A 14,762-nucleotide genomic window follows, 5' to 3' on the forward strand; every position below is an offset into this window, starting at 1 on the left:
GCGTTGGTGTGGGCGTCGATGCGGTACGTCACGGCCTCGACCAGCGTCGGTCCGCCACCGCGCCGTGCGCGGGCRCCCCGCCCCCGGCGTGGAAGCCGCGCACCGACCCCGGCCCGCTCCTGCCCGATGCCGAGCCGTTCCGCGTCCTCGGCACGGACGCGGTGGACTCGGTCGACCCCGAGCTGCTGCGACGTCTCTACGCCGAGCTGGTGCGGGGCCGCCGGTACAACGCCCAGGCCACCGCCCTCACCAAGCAGGGCCGCCTCGCCGTGTACCCGTCGACCACCGGCCAGGAGGCCTGTGAGGTCGCCGCCGCGATGGCCCTGGAGGAGCGTGACTGGCTCTTCCCCTCGTACCGCGACACCCTCGCCGCCGTGGCCCGTGGCCTCGACCCGGTCCAGGCGCTGACGCTGCTGCGCGGTGACTGGCACACCGGCTACGACCCGCGCGAGTACCGGATCGCCCCGCTGTCCACGCCGCTCGCCACCCAACTCCCGCACGCGGTCGGGCTGGCCCACGCCGCCCGGCTCAAGGGCGACGACGTGGTCGCGCTCGCCATGGTCGGCGACGGCGGCACGAGCGAGGGCGACTTCCACGAGGCGCTGAACTTCGCGGCCGTCTGGCAGGCCCCCGTGGTCTTCTTCGTGCAGAACAACGGCTTCGCGATCTCCGTGCCGCTCGCCAAGCAGACGGCGGCCCCGTCGCTGGCGCACAAGGCCGTCGGCTACGGCATGCCGGGCCGGCTGGTCGACGGCAACGACGCGGTCGCCGTCCACCAGGTGCTGACCGAGGCCGTCGCCCGCGCACGGCGCGGCGGCGGACCGACGCTGGTCGAGGCCGTGACGTACCGCATCGACGCCCACACCAACGCCGACGACGCCACCCGCTACCGCGGCGACGGCGAGGTCGAGACCTGGCGGGCGCACGACCCGATCCTGATCCTGGAGCGGGAGCTGACGGAGCGCGGCATGCTCGACGACGACGGCAAGCGGCAGGCGGCCGAGGCCGCCGAGACGATGGCGGCGACCCTGCGCGAGCGGATGAACGCCGACCCGGTGCTCGACCCGATGGACCTGTTCGCGCACGTGTACGCCGAACAGACGGCACAGCTGCGCGAGCAGGCGGCGCAGCTGCGTGCCGAGCTCGACGCCGAGAGCGAGGCGTGATGACGACCAGTACGGCGGCCAAGCCGGCCAAGCCCGCCAAGCCGGCGACGATGGCGCAGGCCCTGCAGCGGGCCATGCGCGACGCGATGGCCGAGGACCCGACCGTCCACGTGATGGGAGAGGACGTCGGCACGCTCGGCGGCGTCTTCCGGGTCACGGACGGCCTGGCCAAGGAGTTCGGCGAGGACCGCTGTACGGACACGCCGCTCGCCGAGGCGGGCATCCTCGGCACGGCCGTCGGCATGGCGATGTACGGGCTGCGGCCGGTCGTCGAGATGCAGTTCGACGCCTTCGCCTACCCCGCGTTCGAGCAGCTGATCAGCCACGTCTCGCGGATGCGGAACCGCACGCGCGGCGCGCTGCCGATGCCGCTGGTGGTCCGGGTGCCCTACGGCGGCGGGATCGGCGGCGTCGAGCACCACAGCGACTCCTCCGAGGCGTACTACATGGCGACGCCGGGCCTCCACGTCGTCACCCCGGCCACCGTCGAGGACGCCTACGGGCTCCTGCGGGCGGCGATCGCCTCCGACGACCCGGTCGTCTTCCTGGAGCCCAAGCGGCTGTACTGGTCGAAGTCCGACTGGTCGCCCGAGGCGCCGACGGCCGTGGAGCCGATCGGCAAGGCCGTGGTGCGCCGCAGCGGCCGCAGCGCCACCCTGATCACGTACGGGCCGTCCCTGCCGGTCTGCCTGGAGGCGGCCGAGGCCGCTCAGGCGGAGGGCTGGGACCTGGAGGTCGTCGACCTGCGCTCGCTCGTGCCGTTCGACGACGAGACGGTCTGCGCCTCCGTGCGGAGGACCGGGCGGGCGGTCGTCGTGCACGAGTCGACCGGGTTCGGCGGACCGGGCGGGGAGATCGCCGCACGGGTCACCGAGCGCTGCTTCCACCACCTGGAGGCACCGGTGCTCCGGGTCGCCGGCTTCGACATCCCCTACCCGCCGCCGATGCTGGAGCGGCACCACCTGCCCGGCGTGGACCGGGTGCTCGACGCGGTCGCGCGCCTGCAGTGGGAGGCGCAGAGCTGATGGCCCAGGTGCTCGAATTCAAGCTGCCGGACCTCGGCGAGGGGCTGACCGAGGCCGAGATCGTGCGCTGGCTGGTGAACGTCGGCGACGTCGTCGCCATCGACCAGCCGGTCGTCGAGGTCGAGACCGCCAAGGCGATGGTCGAGGTCCCCTGCCCCTACGGGGGTGTGGTGACGGCCCGCTTCGGCGAGGAGGGGACCGAGCTCCCCGTCGGGGCGCCGCTGCTGACCGTCGCGGTGGGGGCACCGGCTCCCGGCGCGGCGGACGCGGCCGCGCCCGCGACGCAGGGCGCCGCCACGGCGGAGTCCGCCGTCTCCTCGGAGTACTCCGGCAACGTGCTGGTGGGCTACGGGACGGCCGGTCCGGCGGCGCGCCGCCGCCGGGTGCGCAGGGACGGTGTTCCCGCGGCCTCCCCCGCGCCGGTGGCGGCGGCCCCGGTGGTCGCAGCCCCCGCCACCCGCGAGCCGGTCGTCGACGGTCCGGTTCCGGTGATCTCGCCGCTGGTGCGGAAGCTGGCGCGGGAGAAGGGGCTGGACCTGCGCGAGGTCCGCGGGTCGGGTCCGGACGGGCTGATCCTGCGGGCGGACGTCGAACGGGCCTCCGTCGCCGTGACCGAGGCCGTGCGCCCCGCTCCGGCCGCCGCGCCCGCGCCCTCGTCCGCTGCCGTCGGTGAGCGGATTCCGCTGCGCGGCGTCCGCGGCGCGGTCGCCGACAAGCTCTCGCGCAGCCGTACGGAGATCCCGGACGCGACCTGCTGGGTCGACGCCGACGCGACCGAGCTCATGGCGGCGCGCACGGCGATGAACGCCGCCGGCGGGCCGAAGATCTCGCTCCTCGCCCTGCTGGCCCGGATCTGCGCCCACGCGCTCGCCCGCTTCCCGGAGCTCAACTCGACCGTGGACATGGCGGCCCGGGAGATCGTCCGGCTGCCGTCCGTGCACCTCGGGTTCGCGGCCCAGACGGAGCGCGGCCTGGTGGTGCCCGTGGTCCGGGACGCGGGAACGCGTACCGCGGAGTCGCTGACGGCGGAGTTCGCGCGGCTGACGGAGTCCGCCCGGCAGGGGACGCTGACGCCGGCGGACCTGACCGGCGGGACGTTCACCCTGAACAACTACGGGGTGTTCGGGGTCGACGGGTCCACGCCGATCGTCAACCACCCGGAGGCGGCGATGCTCGGGGTCGGCCGGATCATCCCGAAGCCGTGGGTGCACCAGGGCGAACTGGCCGTCCGCCAGGTCGTCCAGCTGTCGCTCACGTTCGACCACCGGGTCTGCGACGGCGGCACGGCGGGCGGGTTCCTCCGCTACGTCGCGGACTGCGTCGAGCACCCCTCGGTCCTGCTGCGCACGCTCTGACGGAAGCGGGTCCGGCCGGCTCCCGGCGGTCCGGGTCCGGCCGGCCCCCGTCCGGCGGGCCGGGCGCCGCACCGCCGGTCGCGGCGGTGCGGGAGCGGCCGGTGCCCCGCCGTACGGTCCGGGCGCCCGGGCGTCCCCCGGTGCGCCTTCCGTACGGCCACGGCTCCCCGGCTGCCGGGGCGGCCGTGGCCGTCTCCGTGGGTGAGACGGTCGGCGATCTCAGGGGCTTTCCCGGCGGGGCGCGGACCATACTGCTGGGATGACGACCGAGTACGACGCCGTCGTCCTGGCGGGAGGCGCCGCCAGGCGACTCGGCGGTGCGGACAAGCCCGGCGTACGGGTCGGCGGCCGGGCGCTGCTCGACCGGGTCCTGACCGGTTGCCGGGGCGCCGCCTCGACCGTGGTGGTCGGCGGGCTGCGGGCGACCGTCCGGCCCGTGGAGTGGGCCAGGGAGGATCCGCCCGGCGGGGGACCGCTGGCCGCGCTCGACGCCGGTGTCCGCCGGACCACTGCCGCGACCGTGCTCGTCCTCTCCGCCGACCTGCCGTTCCTCGACGAACGGACCGGCCGCCGCCTGCTGGACGCCCTCGACGGGGCCCCCACGGCCGACACCGCGCTCCTGGTCGACTCCGACGGCCGCGACCAGCCCCTCGTCGCGGCCTACCGCTCCGAGCCGCTCCGCCGGGCGTTGGAGCGCCTCGCCGCCGCGCACGGCACCCTCGCCGGTCTCCCGCTGCGCCTGCTCCTCGGCGAACTGCGCCCGATCCGCGTCGACGGCGCCCCCCTGGCCTCCTTCGACTGCGACACCTGGGAGGACATTGCCGCAGCCCGGGCCCGCATCAGGGAGCATGGGAACGTGCTGGACGAATGGATCACCGCAGTCAAGGACGAACTGGGCATCGAGTTGGACGTCGACACCGGCGTGCTTCTCGATCTGGCCCGTGACGCCGCCCACGGAGTCGCCCGCCCCGCGGCGCCGCTGACCACCTTCCTGGTGGGCTACGCGGCGGCGAAGGCGGGCGCCGGCGGCCCCGAGGCCGTGGCCGAGGCGGCCCGCAAGGCCGCCGCCCTCGCCGTCCGCTGGGCCGACGAGGCCGACCAGGGCGCCGCCCCGGCCGGAGCGGGCCACGAGCAGGCCGGCTCGGACACCGCGGGCTCCGACACGACGGGCCGGGCCGAGGCCGGATGATGACCCCGCAGGAGCGCACGGCGGCCGAACCCGAGAACGACGGAGTGGACGACGCGCTGGCCCTCGTCGCCCCGCCACGCCCGGCGGAGCCGCACCGCGCCACCCCCTGGCCGGACGCTCGGCAGACCGCCGCACGCGCCGGGGCCGCGGCGCGCGCCGCCGGCGCGACCGCCGGCGAACCCCGCCGCGTCCCGCTCGGGCAGGCGCTCGGCCGCGTGCTCGCCGAGCCGCTGCGCGCGCTCACCGATCTGCCGTCGTTCGACACCTCCGCCATGGACGGCTGGGCGGTCGCCGGCCCCGGCCCCTGGAAGATCCACGAGGAGGGCGCCGTCCTCGCCGGGCACACCCCCGCCGCCGCGCTCGACGACGGCACGGCAGTGCGGATCGCCACCGGCGCCCGGATTCCCCCCGAGACCACGGCGGTCATCCGCAACGAGCACTCCCGTACCGACTCCGCCGGCAGGCTGCACGCCCTGCGCGAGGTCCAGCACGGCCAGGACATCCGGCCCCGCGGACAGGAGTGCCGGTCCGGTGACCTCCTGCTGCCCGCGGGGACACCGGTCACCCCGGCGGTCCTCGGCCTCGCCGCCGCGGCCGGGTACGACGAGCTTCCCGCGCTGTCCCGCCCCCGTGTGGAGATCCTGGTCCTCGGCGACGAACTGCTCACCGAAGGACTCCCCCACGAGGGCCTCATCCGCGACGCCCTCGGCCCGATGCTCGGCCCCTGGCTGAACGCGCTCGGCGCCGAGGTCCTCGCCACCCGGCGGGTCCGCGACGACGCCGACGCCCTGCGCACGGCCGTCACCGGCTCCGAGGCGGATCTGGTCGTCACGACCGGCGGGACCGCCGCCGGTCCCCTGGACCACGTGCACCCCGTCCTCGCCGCGACGGGCGCCACCCTCCTCGTGGACGGCGTACGGGTCCGCCCCGGCCACCCGATGCTGCTCGCCCGTCTCGAAGACGGCCGGCCGGGCCGCCACCTCGTCGGGTTGCCCGGCAACCCGCTGGCCGCCGTGTCCGCACTCCTCACACTGGCCGAGCCGCTGCTCCGGGCTCTCGCCGGCGCCCCGGTGCCGCCGCCGTACCGCGCGCCGGTCCGCGACGAGGTGCAGGGTCACCCGCACGACACCCGGCTCGTCCCGGTCGTCCACCACGCCGACCGGGTCGTCCCCCTGCACTACAACGGACCGGCGATGCTGCGAGGCATCGCGGCGGCGGACGGGATGGCCGTCGTACCGTCCGGAGGCGCGCGACCCGGCGACGCCCTGGAAATCCTCGACCTCCCCTGGCCGATGGCCCCGCTTCAGGGCCCGGCGTCAGCCCGGTCCCAGGCTCACGGCGCGCCCGAAGGAGCATGTTTCACGTGAAACTTCCCAGCCGTGACGTCATGGCCCGCCAGGCCGACGAGAAGACGGCGCCCACCCGGGTGAGGATGCCCCGGAGGGTGGTCGAGCGCCCCCTTCAGCAGGTGGGCAAAAGGCTGTTGATGGCCCTGGGCGTCCTGGTCCTCACCACGCTCATCGTCTACGCGGACCGCTCCGGCTACCACGACAACTCCGACGAGACGCTCGACTTCCTCGACTGCGCCTACTACGCGACCGTGACCCTCTCCACCACGGGATACGGCGACATCGTCCCGTACAGCGACTCGGCGAGGCTCGTCAACATCCTGCTGGTCACGCCGTTGCGCGTGTTGTTCCTGATCATCCTGGTCGGCACCACTCTCGAGGTCCTCACCGAACGGACCCGTGAGGAGTGGCGACTGAACCGCTGGAGGTCCACCTTGCGCGACCACACCGTCATCGTCGGATTCGGCACCAAGGGCCGGTCCGCGATCCAGACGCTCTGCGCGACGGGACTGCGCAAAGAACAGATCGTCATCGTGGACCCCTCCAACAAGGTCATCGAGACGGCGAACGCCGACGGCTTCGTGGGCGTGATCGGTGACGCGACCCGCAGCGACGTGCTGATCCGGGCCGAGGTGCAGAAGGCCCGTCAGATCGTCATCGCCACCCAGCGCGACGACACCGCCGTGCTGGTCACCCTGACGGCCCGCCAGCTCAACCGGGGCGCGAAGATCGTGGCCGCCGTCCGCGAGGAGGAGAACGCGCCGCTCCTGCGTCAGTCGGGCGCGGACGCCGTGATCACCAGCGCCAGTGCGGCCGGCCGGCTTCTGGGCCTGTCGGTGCTCAGCCCCAGTGCGGGCACGGTGATGGAGGACCTGATCCAGCAGGGTTCGGGCCTCGATCTGGTCGAGCGGCCGGTCATAAAGTCCGAGGTCGGCAAGAACGTGCGGGAGACCGAGGACCTGGTGGTGAGCGTGCTGCGCGGACACCGGCTGCTCGGCTACGACGATCCCGCCGCCAGCCCGCTGCAGTTGACGGACCGTGTGATCACGATCGTGCGGGCCGCACCCGTCACCCCCTTGAGCACCCCGCGCGAGGACTGACGACCCGCCCCCCGGGTGGAACGACCGTGCCCCACGGCGCCCTCGCCCACCGCGGACCAGGTCGTCCGCCGTGTCCCCGGCCGGTCACGGCGTATCCCGGTCGGTCACGGCGCCGGAGTAGCCTCGCCGCCATGCATGCGATCACGATTCCGGAACCCGGCGGCCCCGAAGCCCTCGTCTGGGCCGAGGTGCCCGATCCCGTGCCCGGCGAGGGCGAGGTCCTCGTCGAGGTGGTGGCGAGCGCGGTCAACCGCGCCGATCTGCTCCAGCGGCAGGGCTTCTACGACCCGCCGCCGGGCACCTTGCCGTACCCCGGCCTCGAATGCTCGGGCCGGATCGCCGCACTCGGCCCCGGAGCGTCCGGCTGGTCGGTCGGTGACGAGGTGTGTGCGCTGCTGGTCGGCGGAGGGTACGCGCAGAAGGTCCTCGTCCCCGTCGGTCAGCTGCTCCCGGTGCCGGACGGGGTGGATCTCGTCACGGCGGCGGCGCTGCCCGAGGTGACCAGCACGGTCTGGTCGAACGTCTTCATGATCGCCCACCTGCGGCCCGGCGAGACGCTGCTGGTCCACGGCGGCGCGAGCGGCATCGGCACGATGGCGATCCAGCTGGCCAAGGCGGTCGGCGCGCGGGTCGCGGTCACCGCCGGCGGACCGGAGAAGCTGGCGCGCTGCGCCGAACTGGGCGCGGACATCCTGATCGACTACCGCGAGCAGGACTTCGTCGAGGAGCTGCTGAAGGCGACGGACGGGAACGGCGCGGACGTCATCCTCGACATCGTCGGCGCGAAGTACCTGGACCGCAACGTGAAGGCCCTCGCGATCAACGGGCGGCTCGCCGTCATCGGCCTCCAGGGCGGTGTGAAGGGTGAGTTGAACCTGGGGGCGCTGCTTCGCAAGCGTGCCGCGATCACGGCGACGACGCTGCGGGCCCGGCCGCTGCACGAGAAGACGGCCATCGTCGCCGCCGTCCGCGAGCACGTCTGGCCGCTGATCGCGGCCGGCACGGTCCGTCCGGTCGTCGACCGCACGGTGCCGATGCCGGAAGCCGCGGAGGCCCACCGGGCCCTGGATTCCGGGAGCCACGTCGGCAAGGTCCTGCTGCTGGCCCCGCAGGGCTGAGCAGCCGGGTCCGGGCACGGCCGGGGCCTCGGTTCGGTGTCGGGGCGCCCGGGGCATCCGGACCGGCCCCGGACCGGCCCCGCAGACGGCGGCGGAACAAGCACGAGGGCCCGGCACACCAGGTGTGCCGGGCCCTCGCCCGTTCGACGGCCGCTCTTCCCGGCCCATCCGGCCGGGTCGAGACGGGACGGCCCGGCCCGGCGGATCCCGGCCCGGTCGCGCCCGTTCCTACAGGTAGGGACCCGAGCGGATCGCGTGCCCGTGGCCCTGGTCGTCGTCATCGTCGTGGGGGCCGCCCGGAGGCAGCGCCCTGCGCATCTGCTCCAGTTGGGCGCGGGCCGCCATCTGCTGGGCGAACAGGGCCGTCTGGATGCCGTGGAAGAGTCCTTCGAGCCATCCCACCAACTGGGCCTGCGCGATCCGCAGTTCCGCTTCGGAGGGGATCGCCTCGTCGGTGAACGGCAGGGAGAGCCGCTCCAGTTCCTCCACCAGCTCGGGCGCGAGCCCGTCCTCCAGCTCCTTCACGGAGCTGGCATGGATATCCTTCAGCCGGACCCGGCTCGCCTCGTCGAGAGGTGCCGCCCTGACTTCTTCCAGAAGCTGCTTGATCATGCTGCCGATGCGCATGACCTTCGCAGGCTGCTCGACCATCTCTGTCACCGGGACCTCGCGGGACTCGTCGTCACCATGGCTGCCGCCGAGCGCCATCCCATCCTGTCCCACGATGAGGACCTGGGGACTCTCCTGCGACCGTTCACTCCTCGGCATATCCATGCCGCCATTCTCTCGCACACGTGCCTCACCACACGGTGTGCCCCTGGACGAGGGTGATCCACCCTCGTCCAGGGGCACAGGAACGCAACGAAGCGGAAGGACCGGTCAGGTCGCCGCGCGGCGGGCCAGGGCGCCCCGGGACCGCGTCACCAGCGCGGCCAGCATCGCCGCTCCCAGCGGAACGGCCACCAGCAGGGCCGCCAGCGTCTCCCACGGGACGACGATCGGCACGTGGGGCGGTTGCTGCATGACTCCCCAGCCCTCGTCGAGCGCCTCCTGGTAGTAGCGCACCTGCTCCCGTTCCTCGGTGAGCCGCAGCCCCACGGCCGGCAGCACACCGGCCGCCGATCCGAGGATCACGCCCATCGCGGCGACCACCCCGCACTGGAAGCCGCTGAGGGTCCGGCGGACCCGAGGCGGGGCGCCGACCGCGGCGAGCGTCTTGAGGTCGGCCTCCGCGTCGGCCTGGGCGAGACCGGTGGCGATACCGGCCGCACCGATGGTGACCAGGCCCGCGAAGACGGTCAGGGAGAGGAGCACGATGCTGCTCTTGCTGACGAAGCCCTCCTCCAGGTGGAGATCGACGTCGCTGCCGAGCTTGGCGATCTCGGCGTCGAGCTTCTGCCGCTGCTCGGAGCTCGGCATGCCGTCGGTGGAGAAGTACGAACCGACGGGCACCGTGGTCAGTCCGGCGGCCTTGGCGGCGGCCGGGGTGATCAGTCCCTGCATGCCGTACGACCGCTCGTTCGCGGGCATCAGGTAGGCGGGGAGCGACTTGATCTCGCCCGGGGTCGGCTTGCCCTCGCGGTCGGCCGCGTCCGCCTTCTCGAGGTCGGTGATCAGCTTGACGTCGACCTGGCCGGCCTTGTTGACCTGCTGCTTGGCGAAGGTGACCACCTTGCCCTCGGCGAGGGCCCGCTCGGCGCCGGCGTCCTTGACGCCGAGGATCGCCAGCAGCCGGGCGTCGCCGACCAGCAGGCCGCCCTCGACGTAGACGCTGCCGCTGTCGCCCTCCTTGCAGCGCCAGTCCTCGGCCAGCTTGCGCCGCTGCTCCTTGGTGAACCGCTCCGAGGGGTCGCTGCCGTCGGTGGTGGAGGCCCACAGCGGGCACTCGTTGGCCTTGGGGATCACGACCTCGTACCGGCCGCAGCCGGTCCCCTGGCCGTAGGGCGAGCAACCCGGCTTGCCGACCACGATGCGGTCGACGTCGGCGCGGGCGTCGATCGGCAGCAGGCGCTGCACGGCCTCGCGGACCGCCGGGACGTCCCGGCCGCCGTCCTCGACGACCAGCGCGGAGACCGCTCCGTAGGGCAGGCGGGCCTGGTACTCGGCGCGCTCCTGGGCCTCGCTGCTCGCCGTGTACGTGGCGACGGCGACGGTTCCCGCGACCGCGGCGAGCACGGCGGCGACGGCCGGCGCCGTGCGGCCCCGGTTGCGGACGGCGTCGCGGAGCGCGAGACGCGGCGACAGGGGCATCCAGCGTCCGGTCCGGCCGAAGAGGCCGACCAGCGCGGGGGTCATGGCGACGACGCCGAGCTCGGCGATGGCGCTGCCGCCCGCGACGATCACGACCTGGTCGGAGACGACCGAGCCGTAGAGCGCGATCGCGGCCCCGAGCAGCAGGGCGCCCAGGCCCACCAGCGGGAGGACGCGGCTGCTGCGGCGTACACCGCGCCGGCCGGTGAGCGAGGCCAGGACGGTCTGCCGGGAGGAGGTGATCGCCGGGACGATCGCCGCCAGCAGGCCGGTCAGCACGGCGAGGAGCGCGATGCCGAGCAGTTCCAGCGGACGGACGTCGAAGGAGCCGAACCGCTGGCCCAGGTAGTCCTCGAGCAGGGGCTGCAGGGCGAAGGTGAGGATCAGAGCGAGGACGGTGCCGGTCACGGCCGCGGCGACACCGATGACGAGACCGCCGCTGAGCACGATGGCCCGGATGTGGCTGCGGTCGCCGCCGTTGGCTCCGACGAGGCCGAGCTGGCGGCGCGAGCGGCGGGCGCCGACGGCGAACGCGGGACCGGCGAGGAGGCAGATCTCCAGCATCGCGAGACCGACGACGGTGCCGAGTGCGGCGAGCTCCGCCGCCTGGGCCGCGGCGCTGGTCTCGTAGTTGCCCCAGCCGTCCTTCTGGTAGAGCGGGACCTCGGAGTCGGCGGGCGGGTCCAGCAGCACGGCGCGCGAGACGACGGCGACACCCTTGGTGTTGATCTGCTGGACCATGTTCCACGTGAAACCGCCGGACAGCTTCACCAGGTGGGTGGTGGAGGTGTCGGGCTTCATCAGGCCGGCCTTCTCGGCGGCCTTTCCGTACGGGGCCAGGAAGGCACCGGGCAGGACGTTGACCTGGTTGGCCTTGAGGTCGTTCGGCAGCTCGTAGGCGCCGACGATCCGGTAGGGGCGGTCGAAGCCGCGCGCGGTCACGGTGGAGCCGACCGTGAGACCGCTGGTCTCCAGGAAGTGCGTGGTCGCGGCGATCTCGTCCGCCCGCTGCGGGAAGCGGCCCTCCTGGAGGGGCATGATGCCCGTCGCGATGGGATCGGCCGCCTTGAGCTCGCGGACCTCGGTCTGGAGCAGTCCGTGCACGGTCGTGAGCTTCGCGTTGCCGATGGTGTCCGTCAGGGTCTTGGCACCGGCCGGGAAGGCCGCGGTGACATCGGTCGAGCCGCTCGGCCAGCCGCGGTCGCCGTAGTCCTTGGCCGGTGCGTTCATCTCACCGTCCGGCGACTGCAGGATCGGGACGCCGCCGACCTGCGCGTCGGAGAAGCGGGCGTCGGCCGCGCCGATGGTGCGGTCCAGTTTCTCCTCGGCGGAGAGTTCGGAGCTGCGCAGGGTGAGGTCGGCGGCGCTGACCCCGAGGATGGGCAGGGCGATCATGGCGAGGACCAGGAAGCTGCGGCCCTTGTAGCGCCAGGCGTCGCGGCGGGCTATGCGGATCGCGGCGCGCCAGGAGTGGAGCCACTTGTTCACCGCTCGGCCGCCTGACCGGAGAGGAGCGAGTCGGCGTCGGTGCGCACGGTCTGGTCGACGACGGCGCCGTCCCGGAGGAAGACGACGCGGTCGGCCCAGGCGGCGAACCGCGGCTCGTGGGTGACCAGGACGCCCGCGGCACCGGCGTCGCAGCGGGTGCGCAGCAGGGCGAGGACGGACTCGCCGGTCTCGGAGTCGAGGGCGCCGGTGGGCTCGTCGGCGAGGACGAGGCGGCGGTCTCCGACGAGGGCGCGGGCGATGGCGACGCGCTGCTGCTGGCCGCCGGACATCTCGTCGGGGAAGCGGTCGGCGAGGTGGCCGAGCTCCATCTCCTCCAGCGCGGCGAGGGCCTCGACGCGGGCCTTTCTCGCGGAGACACCGTCCAGTTCACGGGGCAGGGCGACGTTCTCGGCGGCCGTGAGGGCCGGGATGAGGTTGTAGTCCTGGAAGACGTAGCCGATGCTGCGGCGGCGCAGTGCGGCGAGCGCCTTGCGGTCGGCGGTGGTGATGTCGGTGCCCTCGACGATCACCCGGCCGGAGGTGGGGAAGTCGAGGCCGCCGGCGATGGTCAGCAGGGTGGACTTGCCGGAGCCGGAGGGGCCCATGACGGCGACGAGTTCGCCGGCGTGGACGTCGAGGTCGATGCCCCGGAGGGCGTGCACCTCGGTGGCGCCCGAGCCGTGGACTCGGGTCAGGGTCTGGAGCTGCAGCACGGGCTGCTGTGCGGACATGGAGGGGTCCCCCTTGGTCGTACGACGAGGGAGGGCGCGCTGGGCCGGATCGGGCAGCGGCCGCTCGGGTACGGAGCGGTTGGAGAGGTGGAACGGAACGGGCGGCCACGGGGTGCCGTGAACGCGGATGCGCAGGTCCGGGCCTGCGTCGACGTGGTGCGATGCGGGTGGTCGGGGTGCCGCGGTACGGCTGCCTCGGCACGGGAGACGTGCGGGGCGGTGGTTACCGCGTGGCGGTGGCCCGACGTGCTGTGCGGGTACGTGGGTGTCGCCGTGCGGTGGTGCGGGCCCGGGTGCGGGGTGCCGGGCCCGGTGGTGCGGGTCCTCGGTGCCGTGGTGTCAGGGCCGTGCACGGACTGCTCCAGACCGAGGTCCGCGAGCTCAAGGCGGAGCCCCTGTCCTGCGAACCCGTCACCCAGGGCCTGCTCAACCGCGGCTACCGCCTCGCCACCACCCGCGGCGCCTACTTCCTCAAGCAGCACCTCGACGCCCCGACCGCGGACCGGGACACCATCAGCCGCCAGCACACGAGCACCGGACCGAGGGCCCGCGTCCGCGCCCTGCGGAGTCCTGGAGTCACGGCGTGACCCCCTCCCGTCCGAGCAGCCGAGCTGGTCAACCGAGCCAGTCGACTCAGCGTCACATGTCGGGACACTTCCGGCATCCGGGCGGGTACGCACGGAGGATCGGGCCCGCTCGCGCCGGCGCCGGCCGAGCGGGAAGCGCGCTGCGCACGGTGCGGAAGCCGAGGGGGAGACGCCGGGAGGAGAAGGGGAGGCGCCGGGAGGAGAGAGGAGGACGACGGGCTCCCGACCGCACCGCGGCCGGGAGCCCGTCGAAGAAGGCGGTGCCCGCCGGGCGGCCTACTGCGGCGGGTTGCCCGTCGAGATCTCCAGGGTGAACTCGGCGCTGTCGTCCGACGCGGCCGACCCGTTCGGCGGGTACTGGCTGAGGACCGTGCCCTCGCCGTAGATGTTCTCGTCGACCGGGGTCTGCTTGGTGATCTTCCAGCCCGCGGCCTGGATGCAGGCCTTCACCGACTGGATGTTCTTGTAGGTGAAGTCCGGGATCTCGAACTTCGCCGGGTCCTCGGTGGACTCCCGCGGGTCCGTGCACTTCTTCGGGTCGATGGTCTTGCCGAGGTCGGGGCCCTTGTGGCCGGCCGACTGCGACTGGCTCGGGTCGCCGCCCGCGGTCGTGTTCGGGTCCTCGTCCTTGTTCATCGACAGCGCCGTGACGACACCGCCGATGACCAGCAGGGCCACCACGATCGCACCGACAAGGACCGGTGTGTTCCGCTTGGCTCCGGACGGGGCGGCCGGAGCGGGCTGCCCCTGCGGCGACATCGTGTACGGCCCGGGCGTGGGCGTCTGGTACATCGGGGCCGGCGGCGGCGTCTGCGCGTGCTGCGGGTAGCCGTAGCCCGGCGTGGGGGCCGGCGTCGGCACGCCGTACGGACCGGGCTGCGCGGTCGGCGGCTGGTAGTGCTGCTGGACGCCGTGCGTCGACGGCGGCGGCGTCTGGCCGACCGGCGGGAAGACCGCCGAGCCCACTCCCGCACCACTGCTCACGGGACCGCCGGCGACGATCACCGGTGCGCTCGTCTGACCCGCCGACAGCACGCGCAGGCACTCGTCCTGCATCGCCGCGGCGCTCGGGAACCGCTCGTTCGGGTTCTTCTTCAGCGCGCGGGCGACGAGCGCGTCCATCGCCGGTGTCACGGACCGGTTCACCGAGGACGGGGCGACCGGCTCCTCCTGCACATGCGCGTACGCGATGGCCAGCGGCGAGTCCGCGTCGAAGGGGAGGCGTCCCGTCAGCAGCTGGAAGAGCATGATGCCGACCGAATAGAGATCGGAACGGGCGTCCACCGCGCGGCCCAGGGCCTGCTCCGGGGAGAGGTACTGSGGCGTGCCSARGACCATGCCGGTCTGCGTCATCGAGGTCACACCGGACTGCATGGCGCGCGCGATGCCGAAGTCCATGACCTT

General features: G+C 73.7%; 11 protein-coding genes and 1 pseudogene. 8 read left to right on the plus strand and 4 right to left on the minus strand.

Going from position 1 to position 14,762, the window contains the following annotated elements; all coding sequences use genetic code 11:
• Positions 1-119: 119 nt before the first annotated feature.
• The 7 genes from pdhA to EAO71_RS19260 all read left to right on the plus strand — a co-directional run bounded on the left by pdhA (position 120) and on the right by EAO71_RS19260 (position 8,302).
• Positions 120-1,166, plus strand: a complete 1,047-nt coding sequence (gene pdhA / locus EAO71_RS19230; protein ID WP_410093988.1) for a pyruvate dehydrogenase (acetyl-transferring) E1 component subunit alpha — start codon at positions 120-122, stop codon at positions 1,164-1,166.
• Complete coding sequence (locus EAO71_RS19235) at positions 1,166-2,191, plus strand: alpha-ketoacid dehydrogenase subunit beta (RefSeq protein ID WP_147978830.1); 1,026 nt, start codon at positions 1,166-1,168, stop codon at positions 2,189-2,191. The genes pdhA and EAO71_RS19235 overlap by 1 nt, the downstream gene beginning before the upstream one ends.
• Positions 2,191-3,546, plus strand: a complete 1,356-nt coding sequence (locus tag EAO71_RS19240; RefSeq protein ID WP_147978831.1) for a dihydrolipoamide acetyltransferase family protein — start codon at positions 2,191-2,193, stop codon at positions 3,544-3,546. The genes EAO71_RS19235 and EAO71_RS19240 overlap by 1 nt, the downstream gene beginning before the upstream one ends.
• 259 nt (positions 3,547-3,805) lie before the next feature.
• Entirely contained in the window at positions 3,806-4,735 is a 930-nt protein-coding gene (locus tag EAO71_RS19245) for an NTP transferase domain-containing protein (RefSeq protein ID WP_147978832.1), read from the plus strand.
• Positions 4,732-6,102 carry a molybdopterin molybdotransferase MoeA gene (locus EAO71_RS19250; protein ID WP_147978833.1) on the plus strand — a complete coding sequence of 457 codons (1,371 nt, stop codon included), beginning with the start codon at positions 4,732-4,734 and terminating at the stop codon, positions 6,100-6,102. Before EAO71_RS19245 ends, EAO71_RS19250 begins: the two co-directional genes overlap by 4 nt.
• On the plus strand, positions 6,090-7,184 hold the full coding sequence (locus EAO71_RS19255; protein WP_147978834.1) for a potassium channel family protein: 1,095 nt from the start codon (positions 6,090-6,092) through the stop codon (positions 7,182-7,184). Before EAO71_RS19250 ends, EAO71_RS19255 begins: the two co-directional genes overlap by 13 nt.
• A gap of 131 nt (positions 7,185-7,315) precedes the next feature.
• Positions 7,316-8,302, plus strand: coding sequence for an NAD(P)H-quinone oxidoreductase (locus tag EAO71_RS19260; RefSeq protein ID WP_147978835.1), 987 nt, complete (start codon positions 7,316-7,318; stop codon positions 8,300-8,302).
• Between the two features lie 228 nt (positions 8,303-8,530).
• Here EAO71_RS19260 and EAO71_RS19265 read toward each other — a convergent pair whose 3' ends face one another.
• The 3 genes from EAO71_RS19265 to EAO71_RS19275 all read right to left on the minus strand — a co-directional run bounded on the left by EAO71_RS19265 (position 8,531) and on the right by EAO71_RS19275 (position 12,771).
• Positions 8,531-9,076 (minus strand): bacterial proteasome activator family protein, encoded by a 546-nt coding sequence (locus tag EAO71_RS19265; protein ID WP_147978836.1) that lies wholly within the window; start codon positions 9,074-9,076, stop codon positions 8,531-8,533.
• Positions 9,077-9,181: 105 nt separating this feature from the next.
• On the minus strand, positions 9,182-12,040 hold the full coding sequence (locus EAO71_RS19270; RefSeq protein ID WP_147978837.1) for an FtsX-like permease family protein: 2,859 nt from the start codon (positions 12,038-12,040) through the stop codon (positions 9,182-9,184).
• Positions 12,037-12,771 (minus strand): ABC transporter ATP-binding protein, encoded by a 735-nt coding sequence (locus tag EAO71_RS19275; RefSeq protein ID WP_147978838.1) that lies wholly within the window; start codon positions 12,769-12,771, stop codon positions 12,037-12,039. The genes EAO71_RS19270 and EAO71_RS19275 overlap by 4 nt, the downstream gene beginning before the upstream one ends.
• A 347-nt stretch (positions 12,772-13,118) precedes the next feature.
• On the opposite strand from EAO71_RS19275, the pseudogene EAO71_RS19280 reads away from it, so the two are divergent.
• Positions 13,119-13,343: pseudogene (locus tag EAO71_RS19280) on the plus strand (hypothetical protein); the annotation flags it as partial.
• A gap of 291 nt (positions 13,344-13,634) precedes the next feature.
• On the opposite strand, the gene EAO71_RS19285 reads toward EAO71_RS19280, so the two are convergent.
• Positions 13,635-14,762: protein kinase domain-containing protein (locus EAO71_RS19285; RefSeq protein WP_261992186.1), on the minus strand; the 1,128-nt coding region annotated here is incomplete at its 5' end.

The organism is Streptomyces sp. MS191 (assembly GCF_008042125.1).
Classification (GTDB): Bacteria; Actinomycetota; Actinomycetes; order Streptomycetales; family Streptomycetaceae; genus Streptomyces.